The organism is Paracidovorax sp. MALMAid1276, assembly GCF_049198005.1.
GTDB lineage: Bacteria > Pseudomonadota > Gammaproteobacteria > Burkholderiales > Burkholderiaceae_C > Acidovorax.
In genome coordinates, this window is sequence record NZ_JBMIRS010000264.1 from 51,298 (window position 1) to 68,137 (window position 16,840).

At 59.1% G+C, this 16,840-nt stretch carries 13 protein-coding genes; all 13 read right to left on the reverse strand.

Features of this window, described 5'->3' with window-relative positions:
* Position 1: 1 nt before the first annotated feature.
* Positions 2–460, reverse strand: a complete 459-nt coding sequence (locus ACOQFS_RS23020; RefSeq protein ID WP_056639317.1) for a hypothetical protein — start codon at positions 458–460, stop codon at positions 2–4.
* Entirely contained in the window at positions 447–1,856 is a 1,410-nt protein-coding gene (locus tag ACOQFS_RS23025; protein ID WP_421565113.1) for a hypothetical protein, read from the reverse strand. The genes ACOQFS_RS23020 and ACOQFS_RS23025 overlap by 14 nt, the downstream gene beginning before the upstream one ends.
* Positions 1,857–1,880: 24 nt before the next feature.
* Positions 1,881–3,014 carry a M23 family metallopeptidase gene (locus ACOQFS_RS23030; protein WP_421565114.1) on the reverse strand — a complete coding sequence of 378 codons (1,134 nt, stop codon included), beginning with the start codon at positions 3,012–3,014 and terminating at the stop codon, positions 1,881–1,883.
* An 8-nt stretch (positions 3,015–3,022) separates the two neighbouring features.
* Positions 3,023–4,180 (reverse strand): hypothetical protein, encoded by a 1,158-nt coding sequence (locus ACOQFS_RS23035; RefSeq protein ID WP_421565115.1) that lies wholly within the window; start codon positions 4,178–4,180, stop codon positions 3,023–3,025.
* Between the two features lie 55 nt (positions 4,181–4,235).
* Positions 4,236–5,441, reverse strand: coding sequence for a hypothetical protein (locus ACOQFS_RS23040; protein ID WP_421565116.1), 1,206 nt, complete (start codon positions 5,439–5,441; stop codon positions 4,236–4,238).
* A gap of 5 nt (positions 5,442–5,446) precedes the next feature.
* Positions 5,447–6,208, reverse strand: coding sequence for a hypothetical protein (locus tag ACOQFS_RS23045; RefSeq protein ID WP_056639309.1), 762 nt, complete (start codon positions 6,206–6,208; stop codon positions 5,447–5,449).
* Between the two features lie 10 nt (positions 6,209–6,218).
* Complete coding sequence (locus ACOQFS_RS23050) at positions 6,219–7,385, reverse strand: hypothetical protein (protein ID WP_421565117.1); 1,167 nt, start codon at positions 7,383–7,385, stop codon at positions 6,219–6,221.
* Positions 7,372–7,824 carry a type IV secretion protein IcmW gene (locus ACOQFS_RS23055; RefSeq protein WP_156391347.1) on the reverse strand — a complete coding sequence of 151 codons (453 nt, stop codon included), beginning with the start codon at positions 7,822–7,824 and terminating at the stop codon, positions 7,372–7,374. Before ACOQFS_RS23055 ends, ACOQFS_RS23050 begins: the two co-directional genes overlap by 14 nt.
* Positions 7,825–7,969: 145 nt before the next feature.
* Complete coding sequence (locus tag ACOQFS_RS23060) at positions 7,970–13,354, reverse strand: strawberry notch C-terminal domain-containing protein (RefSeq protein WP_421565118.1); 5,385 nt, start codon at positions 13,352–13,354, stop codon at positions 7,970–7,972.
* Between the two features lie 147 nt (positions 13,355–13,501).
* A complete protein-coding gene (locus tag ACOQFS_RS23065; RefSeq protein WP_421565119.1) occupies positions 13,502–14,755 on the reverse strand; it encodes a hypothetical protein in 1,254 nt (417 codons plus the stop codon).
* Between the two features lie 228 nt (positions 14,756–14,983).
* Positions 14,984–15,307: a hypothetical protein gene (locus tag ACOQFS_RS23070; protein ID WP_421565120.1), complete on the reverse strand. Its 324-nt coding sequence runs from the start codon at positions 15,305–15,307 to the stop codon at positions 14,984–14,986.
* Positions 15,308–15,333: 26 nt separating this feature from the next.
* Positions 15,334–16,164, reverse strand: a complete 831-nt coding sequence (locus ACOQFS_RS23075; RefSeq protein WP_421565121.1) for a spermidine synthase — start codon at positions 16,162–16,164, stop codon at positions 15,334–15,336.
* A complete protein-coding gene (locus tag ACOQFS_RS23080) occupies positions 16,154–16,783 on the reverse strand; it encodes a fused MFS/spermidine synthase (protein ID WP_421565153.1) in 630 nt (209 codons plus the stop codon). Before ACOQFS_RS23080 ends, ACOQFS_RS23075 begins: the two co-directional genes overlap by 11 nt.
* Positions 16,784–16,840: the final 57 nt, after the last annotated feature.

Sequence of the window (16,840 nt, forward strand, 5' to 3'; positions counted from 1 at the left end):
GTCACTCCACCGCTTCTAGCCGCTCACCGACCTCTTTATCCTGCAGAACCAGGCTGCGCAGCTCGGCGATCTCGGCGAGCACCTTGCCTGCCGTCGCTTGCTGCCCAGCTACATGCGCCGTCACCACATTCCAGGCACTACCACCGCCCAACGTGGTAGCAGCGAGCCCAGCCATGTACGACTCCTTCGCACCACTGGTGGCGCGCTCCAGAACGAGCTGGTAACCCTCATCGCGTGTGCCGGTGACAGTGACTTTCACCCGGTCTTGGCCTTGCCCATAGGCCAGATGGATGCTCGAAAACGCACCATCTTCTGCCTCGGAGCCAAAGGAAATGGCTGCGCCCAGAATCGCATCGAGACAAACGGCATCGGCATCTTGCAAGCCAAAGTCGCTGGCCGATGCGCGCAGCAGGCTCAGCCGAGGGAAATGGGTGCGGTCGAACGACTCAGGGTGCTGCATGCTCTTGCTCACCGCCCGTGAACTTCGCGCCCACTGCCTGCAGCAGCTCCCTGACGCGCTCAATGATGGCCTGGATAGCCGCTTTCAGACGCTCAGCATGCGATTCAGTCTCGCCGCCAAATACCGGCGTTTCTGCAGCCAGCTCCTGCATCTTGTCCTTGGATGCATCCACCTTGTTGCGGGCCTTCATGGTCTTTGGATCGGTCATGTCGGCATTCATCAGCTCTTCGGCGCTGTGCTCGTACTGCCCTGTGTAGCTCTTGAGGGCCTTGTCCAGGGACACCTTGGCCTGCAGCGCGTCCGGTGATGCAGCGACCTCCTTCACGAACTTGTCGTGAAGCTCGGCCCATTCACCACCGGGCTTCATCTTTGCCATCGCATCGGGCACAGAAATGCCCGTCTTGCGCGCACGTTCCTCGATTTCTTCGCGCAGAGCAGCCATAGGCGCCACCTGCCAAAACTTGTTCAGCGCCTTCTCGTAGTTGGACGTTGATTTCTCAATCTGATTGATCCGGTACTCACTGATCGTTGGCATGATCGAAACGCGGTCGTAGCTGCTACCGGCAAATTCAGGCTTCGCCCCCCAATTTCCGATGCCCCGACCAGCGGCGCCAACTGCGGCGCCGATGAGCTTGGCAGAGCCGGATGCAAGGGACGCCAGCCCGCCGATCAAAGCGCCGCCTGTGGCGACCAGCTCGGCGCCGACTGAGCTGCCGTACTGCGGCGCGTCGTCGCCTCGCGCACCCCGTCCGCCACCACCGCCAGCAGTGACCCCGGCGCGCAGCTCCGCGCCCTTTTCCTCGCGCAGTCCAACGGACAACCGCTTGGAAATGTCGGCAAGCATCTTGTCGTGGGCCTTGGCATCAAGCAGCGCTGTGTTGGGCGCCTCTCCTGCCATCTCCGCGAGCACTTCTGCGAGCACGTCCAGGGGAATCTTCCCGCTGGAAAGGTCCACACCCTTCGCCTTCAAAGCTGCGATGAATTCCTTGTCCTCAAGACTGAACTGCCCCTTGGACTTGCTTTCGGACTTGACCTCGGTGGTCTTCTTCATGCTCAAGCCGACACTGGCGTTCACTCCATCCTTGTCCACGCCGACCTTTGCATCAAATCCCTTCTCAGTCTTTGAGCTGGACGCCACGATGGCCTCTGCCTGGGCCGCGAGGGCGCTCTTTTGCGCCTGCGCGAATTGCACGATCTCCGCGCCGCCGCCGCGAATGACTCGCAACCCGCCAGGAACCGCCTTGAGGGCTTCTGCATCCAGAGCCAAATCGGCCTTCTTCGGCTGAGCCGAATCCTTGGGCTTCGCCGCTGCAGATTTCGCGGCCTTTGGGTCTGGCCCAAAGCTAGGAAGACCATCTTTTACCTTCAACTCATCCATATCTTTCTCGCTACTCATGGTCTTCTCCTACGCGAAATTGCCTTACTGGAGTGCCTTCGTTGCACCCTGCTTTACAGCGCGCTCACGCGCTGCATCTGTCGCCCTGCGTTGCCTCTCAGCCTTCTGAGCAGCCAACGTGGCCAGGAGCGCTTCCACCTTTTCGCGCTTGCGATAGATGGCCTCCTGCATGTAGTTGCTGACCGCCACCGTCTGGGCGTAATCAACCCACAATGCGCGAGACGACACCTGTGTCAGGTTCTTTTGCCACTCGGCGTCGATCATGCGCCGCTTGGACTCACGAGCGATCATTTCCGAGGGCGAAACATTGGTGTAGCTCTCATAGCGCACTCCCGGCAACGACCCGTACCCATCACGATCCGAAAGGAATTCGGGGATGGTCTTGCCCACGGCGTTGGCCTGCACTGCGACCGAGTTTGCTGCGACCGACTGGGCATCCGTGTACTCGGCATTTGGAGGGGTGCCATTGGGCACGCTGCCATGCAGAATCTGGTACTGCTCCTTGGTGTTCTTGCCCAACACCGCGTTGTCTTTGGTGGCATCGCCGACGAACGTGTAGGGATCGCACATATACCCAGCAGGATCTGTGGTGTAGGTGCCATCGCTCTTCTGCACGTAGTTGTTCTTTGCCTGGAACACCTGTTCGCGTTCCATCCCCTTGGTCACAAACACGTTGCGCGCGTCCTCGCGCTTCTTCACTGTGTACTCAAGGTGCAAATGCGGGCCGCTGCTGCGACCTGTATTACCGGACAAGGCCACGAACTGGCCTGCACTTACCGTCTTGCCGACAGCAATGTCATTGGCATACCCGCTCAAGTGCATGAACCAGACCACATCCCCGTTGCTGTTCTTGATCGCAAGGAAGTTGCCCGCGCCGCTAGGCTGCACGCTCTTGTACAGAACCGTGCCATCGAATGGGGCGTACAACTGCATGCCCACGGCGGCACGCAAGTCTTGACCACCGTGACCGCCGCCCTTGCCGCCGTTGTAGTAGGAACGCCATGTGCCGAAGCGGCTTGTAGCAGCCATGCCACCGCCGCCCTTGGTGGGGTCCATGGCACACGAGGCAGAAGCCGCAAAAGCTGCTTGCGGCATCAGGCCTGCTGCACTGATTGCAGCAACAGAGCCGAGGAATGCGAGCCACTTGGCAGACTTCATCGCCATGCTCACAACCCCACTTTACTCGCGGCGTTCTGACGGACTGCAGCCTCTGCCGAGGCCTGCGCCTTGCGGGCCTGACCCGACTTGAGGTTAGCAGCAACTGCGCTCGCCAGTTGCGCTTCCATGCGCTCATATTGACGGTACTGGCGCTCCTGCAGCGTGAGGTCCAGCGCCTTGATCTTGAGCAGCTCCACCATGACGCCACGGTCATTCTGGGCAGCCATAACGCTGGACCAGCGCTTGTATTCAGGCGTATTGCCTGCGTAGCGCTTGACCTCGGTGGCGTATTGCATCGAGAGCGGGAGATCGCCGTCACCATGCTCACCGTGACCACCGCTGGTGGTTTCCAGGCGAATCTGGGTCAAGGATGCCAGCGCACTGCTGCGCACCGCGTCTTTCTGGATTTTTGCGAGTTGATACGTCGCTGCAACCTGGGAAGAGCCGCCGCCTTGGGGTACTTCGCCATCGGGCAGGCCAGCAACGAAATTGATGAACGAGGTTTTGGCCTTCGTCAGGTCTTCTTCCCCCGCCGTTGGCTTGAACAGCGTCGCCACATTCAGATTGGCCCCTGGCAAACTACCCTGCGCGGTACACAGGCCAGAACTCGCCTGATCCTGAGTGCAGAAGAGCTGGTTGTGCTCCATCTGCATCTCCTTCTGAGCGGTGATCGGATTGGAAAAGCGGCCCGGAGCTGCCTGAACGTCTGCGCGCAGCGCAGCCGCAGAAGCACCACTCAGGTCAGACTCAGCACGCGCTATCCCCAGACGCCCCTGGAACACGTAGCAAGGGGAGTAGCCCTGGCCGAAGTCACCGCCATACTCAAAGCGCGCTTTCTTCACGCGCTCTGCTGTTGCAAGGGCATTCAGGCCTACTGCCACGTTCTGATTTGTGTTGCGCAAGCCATCCGCGATCTGGTTGGCGGCAACCGCCTTCTGCTTGGTCATGATCGCTATCGCGCTAATCAGTCGCTCACTCTGGAACCAGAGCTGCGCCGACAGCGCAACGTCCATGGCCGTGATCTGCGCCGTCAAGGTGGAGGTCGCAGCCACGAACGCCGGGTACACCCATGTCTCTTGATACTGCGGTGGGCAGAAAGCAGCGAACGAAGTCGCTGCTGTCAGTCCTGCAAGGCCAGTGACCACCCGCCGCTGGGCGCGGGTCATCCCGGTCTTGCCCGCTTGTGCTGCACGATTCAATCTTGTACGCATACCGCCCCCTTTATGGCCGAACTGCCTGCGCTGCCGTTTGTCGGAGCACAGCGTCGTACTTCTGATCGACCTCGGCCTGCATGTCATCAGTGCTGCTCAAAACGAATGCCGCCAGATTGGCCTCCATCCGCTGGCCCTGCTCGTACTGCTTATGGCGCATCCACACCTCCAGGCCGGACATTTTGGTGAGTTCAACGACGAGCCCGCGCGTGGTCTGCGCGGCCATGGACGAAGACCACTGCTGCGCTTCCTTGCCGCCAAAATACTGGTTCACGCGCAGCTTCATCATTTCGTTGGCAGACTTGCCACCGTAGGCTTCACTGCGCGTGTTGTTGGCGTCGATCATCGCCAGGGAGTACGCAGGAATCGACAACAGGGAATCCTTGCGATTTTTCTCGAAGGCATAGGCCTGCCCTGCAGGTGACTGACCCGCGTCCCGCGTAATCCGCTCATCAGGGGCGCCCACCACGTTCTGGATGAACGCCTTGCGGGCCGCTGCCGCATCGCTACCTTGATCCACGCCAGTAAACAGCAGAGCGGCATTCGTGTCGCCGCCAGGAACGCTACCGACGCTGCACAGACCTGCATTGGCCTCGGCTGGAGTGCAGAACTTCGTCCGATGCAGATTCAGCCGGTTTGACATAGCGCCCACGCGCGAATCCACCAGTCGCCCAGGCGCAACGTCGAGCTGAGCCAGTGTTTGACGCGCCAGCCCTGGCACGTCATCAAATGCCTTGTCCAAGGACTGATTGCGCGCCACAGTGCCGCAGGCGTCAAAGCCCTGCCCAGTAGTTGGCGAGTAGTCCAAGTAGGCCTTGACCGTGGCATCGTTGATGCGCTGCGCACGGACAGCATTCACAAGGGTTTGGCCGGAATTGCGCGTGGCATCGACCACTTGGTTCGCCGACACAGACTCTTGCTTGGTGGCGATGGCCACAGCCGAAATCACCTGCTCAAACCGCAGTTGGCTCTGCGCCATGAACAGCGCCTGGAAGGCGGCGAGCTGGGCCGACACAGCGCTGGTCATGGCCGTAATCATCCCAATGGTCCACGTCTCAGCAGGCCCGAAGCCGTACAGCGCGCCATAGGCCGCGCCCGATACCAGCACACCGGCAGAGATCGCGCCGGTCGCAATGACCTTCGGATTACCCAGCGCTGCAGCCAGAGAGGCCTGCAGGATATGCCGCTTGGCGGCATGTCGATTACGTCTACGCATAGTCACTACTCCAAACGAGTCGAGCGGCGCATGCTCAACTGTCCAATGAAACTTTCCGCCACCATCGAACCGATGGCAGTGGCCTGCATGTTCTCAAGCCGCGCCGCCGCGCAGGCCTCGGACTTGCAATTGATGGAATGAGACGCCCTGGTGTCCACCACGTTGGTGATGTAGTTGTAGCCAGCCAGCTCCACATCAGGCGTCATCGTCTGCTCGCCAAATGGTCCTGAGTAGGAAGCATCCCAGCCCTGCATGCCGTTTGGTTTCAGCTCGCACAAGCCCTGCTTCGCTTCGGACACAGAACAGAACAGCTCACGATGCTGGGTCAGCACATCCCGATCCGCTGCGGCACGGGATGGTGTGGACGCCGAGGCGAAGTTGGACACCAGAACACGGGCGTTCTTCTCCGACTGGTTGATGACTTCAACCTGCAGCCGACGATCAAACTGCGCCTCGCACTTGAGCAACATCGGCTGACCGAGCGACGGGTCGTAGTTCTTGACCACTTCCCGCACACGTTCACTGGTCATCACCGCGCCCATCGCCACCGCAAGCTGCTTGCGGGTGTTGACTTCGGCATCGCTGATTTGGTTCGATGCAACTGCGGTTTGCTTGACCGCAATTGCCAGGGCGCTCAGCTCGCGCTGCATCGTCATAAACCACGACACCACCGAGGCCCAGCCAAAGGCGTGGGCCTGGGCTGAGACACTTACCAGGGAGGCCACCAAGGCCACCTGAGCCAGCTTAGATGCGACGGACTTTTTCATGATGCGTGCATCACTGGAAAAGGTTGGTCAGCTTCTGTGTCAGGCTCTGCGGGCTTTGACTCTGTTGAACCGAACGGCTCGAAAGAGTCGTGCCAGAGGTGACACAAGCATTTGCGGGGATCGTGCCATCCGCCTGCAGGTTGTTCATCCTGCAGCGGATGGTGTCGATTGCTGCTTGTGCATTGTTCACCGCCGTCTGCGCAGCAGCCACCGCCTGTTGCTGCGACGTGCAATCCGCGACGCAAACATTGGCTGCTTGCTGGGCTGCGGCCAAGTTCTGGTTGGCAGTAGCAAGCTGCGCCTCGGCAGTGTTCAACTGGTTAATCAGCCCAGAGTACACGGCGAAGTAAGAGCCTGGGCCATTGCCCGTCATCGAGCCCGTGCCCGTCCCGGTGCCCGTTCCAGTCCCTGTGCCAGTGCCCGTGCCCGTGCCCGTGCCTGTCCCGGTGCCAGACCCGCTGCCGCCCGCAGAATCAGGCACTGTCGCTTGTGGCTGGTTGCCAAACGGTTGCCCGGTGTTGTAGGTGCCAGATTGACCGATGTTGTAGTTAGCACCCAGGTTCGGGTCAAGCAACGACATGCCACCAGAACTATTGAGGTTCGCGCTCAGGCCGTTGAGTGCACCGATGTATTGGTTCGCTTGTCCGATGGCCTGATTGATTGGCCCAGTCACCATGCCGGTAACCCTGGACACAGCGGAGCAAATTTTCTTCTTGGCGTAGGCAATCACAGCCGCCTGCGCCGCTGCGATGATGGTAGCCAGAGAAGGAATTGCAAAGGACAGGTCCAGCAGCGCGCTGAGGCCAGCGAAGCAGTCCGCATTCACGTCAAAGAGCTGCTCAACGTTCGGCGAAGCCGAAGCCAACTCCAAATGGGCCTTGAGCGACATATTGATCGCATTGCCCACAGTGCCTTGCTGCGTGCCGCTCGCACACGCCTGCGCGTCCGCACGCATCTGCGCCGTGATGACAGATTCCTGATCGGAGAGCAGCGTGCTGGTCGGATCAGAGGGCGAGCCGCCGCCGCCAGAAGCAGAGATGGCGTACCCGCCACCCAGCGCAGCAACACCCAGCGCAACCCCAGCAATGAACCCCTTGCTGAAAAAGATTTGCATGAAATCCGGCAACAAGTTCTTGCGGGACACCAACACCGGCACTACGTTCTCAGCGCTTCCCATTTTCAACTCCCATGATGGACTTGATCCGCTCAAGCCGTGAATTAGAAAAAATCTCCCCGATCAGTTGCGCCTTGGTGAAGGCCTCCAGCCTCCGACGCACGACCATCACCAACCGATCCGCTGGCTTGGCCTCACCAAGCAGCTTTTCTATCTGGTCGGCGAGCACAGGGTTCTGCTCGCTCGCCTTCTTGAGCAAGTAGAGGCATCGGCTGGACCGCATGCCACCTAGCAGCTCCAAAAACTCATGCGGCGCAACCTGCAGGCTGTCCATCCCCCCGGAGTTCAGGAATGCCTGCAATTGCGTCACAAATGCCTTGACCTCCAGTGCGTTCGCTGCCTCGTCCTCTTTGAAGTCCACCGCCCACGCATCAACACTGTCGATGCGAAGCAGGAACGCCAAAACCCGCGCACTTTGGGTACTGCGCGCGAAGTTGGACATGATTGCGTAGCCACTGAGGTCAATCGGCGCTGCAGCGCCGCTACCTACTGTCATAAATCACCCCGGTAAACTCAACATTTGCGAAATCATCAAAATTACGCCGTTTCGTTATTTTGACACCGATTGGACCCTTTGAGAAATCCAATTAGCCCAAGGAAGCAACAACCTCGGTATCGCGCGATTGCGCGAGCGCCGCAGTGCTCTCCCTGTTGGCCTTTTGGAGCTGTTTGATGACCTCCAAGTCCAGGTCGTGAACGAAAAAACGACTCACATGGTGGCCCTGGCTCATCCGGGTCAACAACTCCGGCAACTGCCCCTCTTCCACCTTGCAGCTCATGGTCTTTCGGGTGCCCGCCAGCTTGAGCCGCAAGCTGTCAGGCGGTGTCTTGGGACCAATATCGAAAATTCGTCCATCTGCCATCAAGCCACCAGCATGTTTCTTGGTGCCGGGAAGGCGCAGCATGTACTGCCCAGGCGTGCGGCGCGAAAGCACAATGCCGCCATCCTCTGGGCCGTCCAGCAGGGCGTTGTTGAAGATCAGCATCTCAACGCACGGCTTGTAGCCTTTGTCAGGCAGCGCCTCAAACTTCGCATCCACCGCGCGGATGTACTGGGCCACGTCATCGGCGTCCATGCCGATGGGCATGCTTTTCAGCTTCTCAGGCGAGATATGCGACCGCACAAGCACCGCACGCTGCCGGTTGCCCTCCGCGTCCGTGTAGAGAATGGGGTTACCGAGGGCGTTATTGCTCGCAAGCTCCACGCTGCGAAAAATGTTGCCGCTGAGCACAATGGCCGAGCGAGTCACCAACCCATCCGGCACATCGTTGTAGCCTGACATGAGCTTGTCGTACTCACGCTTCATCCAGCTCGCAATCCCGTTGTCTGGTTTGTCAGTGTTGATGCGCAAGCTGCTGAACTCGCCCAGCGATTTGTCCTGATTGAACATCGTGGCCAGCGAGACAGTCTTCACCCCGCTCTCGCCAGGAAACACCACACGCATGCGGTAGTCGCCGAGCAACGTCAGGGCCTCCGGTCTGGGCAATGACACATCGGTCACATAGCCCTTGAGCGTGCCTTTGATCGGGTCATCAAACTCAATGAGCGTACCTGGGAGCATCTGAGGCCACCCGTTCACCAGGGTGCGCATGCGCATCTCGGCCCGCTTGGCGCTCGCCGCCTTCTCATGCTCCAGAGCCTCATGGATGGACTTAGTGCCAGCCTCGACCGCATCGCGCAGCTCATCGGGGAGCTGCCTGTGGACGAAAGCCTCGGCGGCATTGGCAACAGCCTCGCGAAACCTTGCGCGGTTCGTGGTGCCTTCCTCTCCATGTCCAAACGCCTCGTGGTAGTCGGCCATGCCAGCGCGGATCATCTCGATCAGCTTGGCCTCGCGAATTGGCACTACCTCTTCCTCGTAGTGCAGTTTCACGATCTTCACCGGCTCATCGAACGTCGATGACGTGATCTTGAGCGTAGGAGCGACCAGCTCATCTTCTGCCACCACGCGGGCGCCCCACTCGTACACATCCACCTTGAACGGGTTGACGCCACGCTGCTCCATTTCCTCGACCTTGGCCTGGAACCGCTGGGACAAAGTAGCCAAAATTTCCTCTTGCTTGGCGACGGGCAGCATCACCAAACGACCCATCAGCTTGTTGATGTACGGGTTGTCCTGGGCACGGGCATCCAGAGAGTTTTCGTCTGTTGGCAGATCAATGTCCAGATCGCGAGCGAACCGCGGATTCTCGACAAGCCACTCCAGAGCGATCTCGTCTCCCAGGTCATTGAGCAGATCAAGAGACTCATCCGAGATGTTCGAGTTGTCGCGATTGGAGGTGGTATTGGCAGACAGGCGCCGCAGCTTCGAGTTGTGCATCATCGTCAGCCGTGACTCCGCAGGCAGCGCAGTCTCAAGGCTGCGCATGATCGGATGGCACACCTGATCGCGACGATTCACACGCCCCATCCACTGCAGGTACTCGGCAATGTTCGCGGCCTTCTGAGCAATGATGAATTCGCGCTGCCGAATGTCAGAGTCTGCAAAGCGATTGGTGGCGTGCAATGAGATCCCTGTGGACCCGGCGCGCGTGATCGTGATGCAGTCGTACTGCCCGTTCTGGAAACCCGCCACATTCGCAACCGCGTTGGCCTTCTTGTGCTCGGTGGGCACCCATTGCCCGCCTTCCAAGTCCTGATGCAGCGACACGGTGCGCCCTGACACTTCGGCTGGCTCATACCCCTGCTGACGCAGACGCTGATTGATAACGTCCAGGGCACTGAGCGGCATGTCAGGCAGCTCCCGGATCAGCTCACGCAACGCCTGCGCTTCTTCTTGGTACTCCTCAGACGATGGACGGTGAGTGCTGTACTCGCCATAGCGCTCCTGCACCTTAATCACACCGATGCGATCCAGCATGACCTCCAGCAGATCGCGGAACTGTGGCGGCTTTTCGAGCTTGACCGCCGCCATCCGCGAATCCACCTGTTCCTTGAGCGCATCCAGACGCTCCTGCGCTGCTGCTGCGTCGTCGCCTGGGCGGGCCTTGATGCTTTCGATCTCATCGAGCAGATCGGCCACGTTCGCACGGCGCTGCAACACCTCGCGAAGCAGGCTTTCCCCAGTGTTCTCGACCGCAATCACTGGCTTGCGGCCTTCCTTCAACGCCTGGATCGCGGCATCGGCTGCATCCTCAACCACCAGCGACAGCAGAAACTGGCGATTGAGGCTGTACAGCCGCGAACCAAAATTCATGCTGGACGCCTGCATGCGTGCACCCTGGCGCTCGTTTTCAGGGATGCCTTCGAGCTGCTTTTTGAACCCCGCATTCAGCTCGTTGACTTCCTTGCTCACATCACCAGACAGGTAAGACATGCGGCTCAGGATGCGTGCAACCTTGTCGCTCACGTCGCGGTTGAATTGAGTGCGCTCAGGCGATGGCTCACGCGACGCAAACTCCAGTTTGGACAAGTCCAGCTCGCGACGGATGAACACCCCATCGCGGGCCATGTTGGAGCTGATGGCCTCCATCAAGGCCTCGCCACCGGCTTTCAGCGTCTCAGGCAGGCTTGCCAGATCGACGGACTTGGGGAACATCCGCGAGTAAATGTGGAATGACGCCACCCCCTTGAATGGGGTTGCCGAGGCATAAACCACCGCATCCGTTTCGGACAGGGCGGCGCCGATGGACGCGCTGATGTTGGACTCACCAGCAGCAACATGGGCCTCATCCACCACGAAGGCCGTGCCCTGGCGTGCAATTTCGGCCAAGAAGCCCGCCTTGCGGTTGATCTCCGGCCTGCGCTGGAATTGGCTGTATGTGGCGAGCACAAGATCAGTCCCCTCGGGCAGCACGCCGCCATCGAGCGCCGCCTTGCGGGCGCTTGCCGATGTAGCAGGGTGCAACACATCGGAGCCAGAACCGAACTGCATGATGCCAACACCCTCATTGAAGATGAACGGGCTACGGAACAGATCGTCCGAACCAATGTCCTTGAGGTCACGGAAAATGTCAGTGAAAAGCTCAGGCTTGAGGGTCAAGAACACCGGCACCTTGCCCTCCAGCTTGGCATAGCGCAGCATGGCTGCGCAGAAGCGCCCCTTACCAAAGCCAGTGAAGTCACTGTTCGTGAATGCACGTCCATCGTCCATCTTGCTGATCGCAAGGCCCAGCGCATCCACTTGCTCGGGCGAGAAGTACCCGCCCAAGTCTTCCTTCGCGTACTGCAACTTGCCAGCCACATAGTCATCAATCGGGCCGACCTTCGACTCCAGATCGGCCAGAGCGCCATAAGTAGCTCCGGCAAGGTTGATTGGAACCATGCCAGTCGGGGGCGCCACCTTGGATGCCGATTGATAGGGCGCTTGGTACTCGTTCACCTTGCGCTCTGGCGCGCTCTTCACTGGGGCAGAAGCAGGCGCACCGCCCGCATCCGCCTCGACGGAGGCCATCACCGGCGCCTGGGCGGGCGAATCGCCCTGCAGCTCGAACTCAGGCCGCTCCGGCTCAACCACAGTGACGGCCTCGACCACAGTCGCCGGGTAGGTTTCCACGACGCGCTCGGCCCAATCCCAAGCCTCGGCGTAGGTACGAATCACCGGCAAGCGCTCAGGAATCTCTATGGTCAATGGCACCTCGCGGCGCGCGCCGACTGAGAACAGGCGAACGTTGGCGCCCGCGCCCTGCTTTGCGTACATCCGCCCGTCCAGCTCGACCGCACCCAGCACCTCATAGTGGTCATAGACGTATTCGAGAAACGCCTTGGTGCCGCCACGAAACTCGCCCGGATTTCGCGCGTCATCGCCCCCCAGGATCAACACCGAACGACCCTCTGGCTTGCGGGCTTCCAGGGTCTTGAGGGCAATGTAGTAGTCGGCTCGCCGCACGCGCGGCAGCTTCTCGAAAGAGCGATCCCGCTCCATGGCTCCAAACGGTGGATTCGTTATCGAGTAATCGAAGCCATCTGGCTGCTCCAGCGCCCGCCGATAGTTCAGCTCCACGGCATCGCCGACCACCACCTTCTCGCAGTTGTTAGCCTTGAGCACGCTCGCACGCTTGCTGTCCAGCTCGATAGCAAAGACGCGGCCCCCTTTGTTCACAAGCGTCAGCAGCCCACCGTTACCCGCCGTGGGCTCCACGAACGTCTTGCCCTGAAAGTCCTCATTGCCCACCAAAAGGCGCTGGGCGATGACGCCCATCGGCAGCGGGGTCGAATACTGCTGCAGGGCTATCGACTCGGCAGTCCGCATGCGCGCCACCGGCAGGCCGTTGTAGTAGTCCTCGGCCACGGTGAACGCGAGTTTGTCGATCTTCCGGGAGGGACGGCTATTGAAGGCTCGGTAGCCAGCAGCCTCAACCGCCTCCTGAAAGGCCTTGAGTTGCATGTCAGACACCTCGCCGTTGACGAGGTGGCGCGCATAAGCAGCTCGGGTGGCCCGCTCCATGTCAGACCAGTCTTTGCGGGCACCAGCCCTGATTTCCCCGAAGAACCCCTGAGCGCAATCAGCCAGAGACTCGGCGTCATCGGCGTACAGGAAGGCCCCTGCCCCCAGCTCGCGGCCCGCCTTGGAGTTCGCCGCAACGATTTCAGCATCGCCGTTGTCGTTGGTCCACTGGATCAGTCGCCCCGTGTTCGACTCGTATACAAGGTAGCCATCCTTGTTGCGGCCCAATTGGCGAGACTGCTGCAGCGCAGTCCACAGGTTCTTGCCAATCTTGTCTTTGAAAGCAGCCTGAAATTCGCGAGCAATCTCGTCGCTCTCCTTGATGACCATCGGGCAGTTGGGCAGACCCAACGCAGCAGCCAGTTCGGCACCTTTGATGCGCTGATCGTCACGCGCCAGGAAGTACAGCCCGCGTTCGTAGGCTGGCGAGCCCTGAGTACGAGCAAAGCCCGCCGCAAGCAGCTTGTCGGCATCTGCCTTGTCCTCAACATCCAGCAACAGGATGCGCTGCACCCCGTCGCGTAGCCTTGCCGCACCGACAAAATAGCCATGGGAAGCGAGATCAAACCATTTCTTTGCAGCCAAAGCACTACCCTCAAAATCCACCAAAACAGGGCGCAAACAGCACCCACACAACACCTATACAGCGCCCACACAGCACCAATACGGCACAAACAGAAAACCACCAGGGCACCTGGGCGCCGTGGTGGTTTTCTTGCCGCTCATGGAGCGTTACATGCCTGGGCTGCTCTCGTAAGCGGCCTCTTTTCGGGGGGCCTTGGGGTCTTCCGGCAAGATCGAAGTCAAAGGCATTTGCGCATCAAAGTGCGCCAGGGGACTGACCTGGGGGAAGTGCTCCTGCGGCGATGCGTAGATCGCGTAAGGCAGGCCATCGGGATGCCGCTGGATCGCTGTCACCGTGTTGCCATACCCGCGCTCCACAGTGGTGCGCTCCCCCTCCACTTCCGTGCGCACCAGATACCCGGCGAACTTGGGGTTATCAATGTCCTTGAGGTATGTCTTCGCGCTGTCCAGCCCGAAGTTGATGCGCTCAGCGGCCACGATCTCAACCGTCAGCTCGCCTGCCTTGGCCCCATAGAAGAAATTCGCAGCCTTTTCTGGCGCCATGACGTGGGACACGGGAGGCTCATCATCGTCAAGCATCCCGGCGACGATGGCCCGCGCCAGATCGTTCTGCACGTCCACATTGTCCAGGCCCGCCCGCTTGCCATCGAGCAGCGCCTGTACGCTCGCCTCGCCCGCTACCGGCAGACGAACTGTTTTGCTGTCGCCGTACAACGGGTCTTTCACCGCCGTTTCCTCGCGAGCAGGGAAGACACGCGCGGTCGCGAACTCCGTCCCGCCGTGATAGACACGCATGATGGCGTGGCCGTCACGGGCGTTGCCCAGGTCATCCTTGGTCGCCAGGGCCGACACCAACGCCTCGCGAACGTTGGAGCCATCCACAATGGTGGAGGTCCGCAGATATTCAACGTGTGCTGACGCCTTGCCAGGGGCGCCATCCTTGGGCTGGAAGAGACTGATAGTGCCCAGGCCATGAAGCACCTCGGCCTCGGGCTTTGCCGCCATGGTTTGCGGCCAGTGGGCGCGGTACGTCCTGACGCCATGCTCTGTTTCACCAAGCGGGCGGGCACCATCGAACGCAATCAGCTTGATCTTCGCAGCCGCTTTCTCAGCCAGGGTTTCGCGGCGAAATTCGCCGCTTTCGTAGGACTGGCGCAAGCGGGCCTCATTGGCTTTGGGCATGTCCACCATCCGCTCGTCCACCGTGCTCAGACGAACAGCCAACTTCACATTGGGATCAGTCACGGAGCGCCCGATGGCCCAGTCTTCACCGCCTGTGCCAGGACGCGAAAGCTGGAAACGCTCCACAGCCATGAAGACGCGCTCGTCGTAGACGCGCCGCTGCTGCTGAGCCTGCGGCTTCAAAGCGTCTTTTGCCATGGAAGGGTCGAAGTTGCTCATGCGGTTCTCCAAATAAACGAGGGAAATTACGTTGGCCGAAATATAGCCCGCATGAAATTGTACTGTCAACAACTCGCCATTTTTACCGCGTACAAATTGACAAACATCATAAATGCATCGTCGCGCTTTTTGAAATTTTCGATCAACAAACGCAATGATGCTTCTTTAACATCGCGACTACAAGACAGGACAGCGCGACTGCATCGCCCGGAAAGATAAGCCGCGCACTCAGCCGACAAGGTTTGGAAACTTTATTAACTTGGGGGATTTTCCCACCACCCACCGGGGTGTTTTTCCAATCCCGTCCCAATCCTTACCAGCAGACATTTCGGTATATTTTTGCGTGTTTCGCTTGCGGGGGTTTTGCCCACTTTCCCAATCAGCGCCGAATATCACCAATGGCTCAATTTCATATTTGTCGCACAATGCCCTGGCCTTCGCGATTGCTTGCGCCCTGCCAGCGGCCCTCAATCGTGCTATTCGAGCGCCAACATTCTCATGCAACTCCATCAGCTCACCGAGTGAAAGAGCATCCATATCCTCATCCGTCAACACAGGCACTCCTTTCGCAATCCGCATCAGCGAACAAGCAGAGAATTAACCGGAGAGAACCGATCCCGCATCACCGTCGCATCCGATTTATCAATAAGCGCAGAATCGGGAAGATGGCTTGCTACATCCGCAGCATGCTTTCCCGCAAAGATAATGCGGTTTCCATTGGGAATAGCCGACTCATAGACACCACCAAAAACATGCTGATAGGTTGCTTCCTCATACTTGGCAAACCCAGTTTTCTTATAGGTGTTCGACATAAGAATGCCGTTAGGAGTTAACGCACTCTTCACTTGCGTCAGAAACTCAGCCGTCGCCATGTGCTCGGGTATGTAGTCTTTATCAAATGCGTCAAGCATCACCACATCAAACTTAACACCTTCACGAATTGCCCTCCTAATATGAACTCTTCCGTCTTCCGCGAAGACTCTCAGAAGTTCATTATTAGGTTTGAAATTGAAAAACCGTTCAGCGACATTTATCACCTCCTGATCCAGCTCGACAGCATCGACCATCACATCGGGATACTTCTCACGGATAGCCATGGGAATACTGCCCCCGCCAATGCCGATCACCAAAACTCGCTTGACGTTTGGTACATATTGCAGAGCGTCAAACATCCTCTGCGTATAACCGAATACCAACTTTGTCGCCGCAGCATCCTTCTCCATGCAACTCTGCCTCGCGCTGCGGCGCCCAAAGGTCAGGCACCTGTGTGTAGGCCCGTCGAGGACGATGATGTTGCGGTACATCGACCGCTGCACCCAAATAGGCTTTGTCGCCCCGAAGACTTGCGCCTGGGCGTCCACCATTGCCAGCAGGGCCAGCGCGCCCGCAACCAGGGTTTTAATCATCATTGCGGATACGCAGTTGGTACGACAGACTTGCTGCTACAGCGGCCACAAGCAACGAGATCACAGCAAGCATGGCGATCAGGCGGTATACATCGAAGACCAGCACCAGAAAGAAGCCGGTGCCAATCGTGCCTGCGGCAGAGCCAATGGTGCTCACGAAGTACACCAGCCCAGCCTCGCGACCGCTGCTACCAATGCCGCGCACCAGCAGCCGGATGCAGTACGGGCTCACCATGCCGGAGATGACTGTTGGAATGGCAAAGAGGCACATGCTGGAGATGATGCTGCCCCACCGTGGATCAGGGAAGGCTATTGAAATCGCCTCAAGCAGCGGCTCTGCTTCAATTACTGGCAGTGTCAACAGCGCTTCTGCAGCCAGCAATGCAGCTAACTTCCAGAGTCTGGGTTGCCGGGTGGAAAAAACCCCACCCAGTAAATAACCGAGAGACAAGGCAAGCATATACGTAGTGAGAATCCCTCCCCATACGAATATGCTGGAGCCGAAGTAAGGAGCCAGAAGCCTTGAGCTGAGCAGCTCAACCGAAAGGACAAAGAAGCCACTCCACGCAGCCACGAAAAATGTAGCGAACCGCGCCGCATGCGCCCCCAAATTAATCGCCATATTCAAGATAACTCACGTCTATCAGAAATAAAAAAGGGGCACTTCACAGCGCCCCTC

Bases quoted from the DNA above. Each gene is read 5' to 3' on its own strand.
- ACOQFS_RS23020 (WP_056639317.1), bottom strand. From the start codon at position 460: ATGCAGCACCCTGAGTCGTTCGACCGCACCCATTTCCCTCGGCTGAGC.
- ACOQFS_RS23025 (WP_421565113.1), bottom strand. From the start codon at position 1,856: ATGAGTAGCGAGAAAGATATGGATGAGTTGAAGGTAAAAGATGGTCTT.
- ACOQFS_RS23030 (WP_421565114.1), bottom strand. From the start codon at position 3,014: ATGAAGTCTGCCAAGTGGCTCGCATTCCTCGGCTCTGTTGCTGCAATC.
- ACOQFS_RS23035 (WP_421565115.1), bottom strand. From the start codon at position 4,180: ATGACCCGCGCCCAGCGGCGGGTGGTCACTGGCCTTGCAGGACTGACA.
- ACOQFS_RS23040 (WP_421565116.1), bottom strand. From the start codon at position 5,441: ATGCGTAGACGTAATCGACATGCCGCCAAGCGGCATATCCTGCAGGCC.
- ACOQFS_RS23045 (WP_056639309.1), bottom strand. From the start codon at position 6,208: ATGAAAAAGTCCGTCGCATCTAAGCTGGCTCAGGTGGCCTTGGTGGCC.
- ACOQFS_RS23050 (WP_421565117.1), bottom strand. From the start codon at position 7,385: ATGGGAAGCGCTGAGAACGTAGTGCCGGTGTTGGTGTCCCGCAAGAAC.
- ACOQFS_RS23055 (WP_156391347.1), bottom strand. From the start codon at position 7,824: ATGTCCAACTTCGCGCGCAGTACCCAAAGTGCGCGGGTTTTGGCGTTC.
- ACOQFS_RS23065 (WP_421565119.1), bottom strand. From the start codon at position 14,755: ATGAGCAACTTCGACCCTTCCATGGCAAAAGACGCTTTGAAGCCGCAG.
- ACOQFS_RS23075 (WP_421565121.1), bottom strand. From the start codon at position 16,164: ATGATGATTAAAACCCTGGTTGCGGGCGCGCTGGCCCTGCTGGCAATG.
- ACOQFS_RS23080 (WP_421565153.1), bottom strand. From the start codon at position 16,783: ATGGCGATTAATTTGGGGGCGCATGCGGCGCGGTTCGCTACATTTTTC.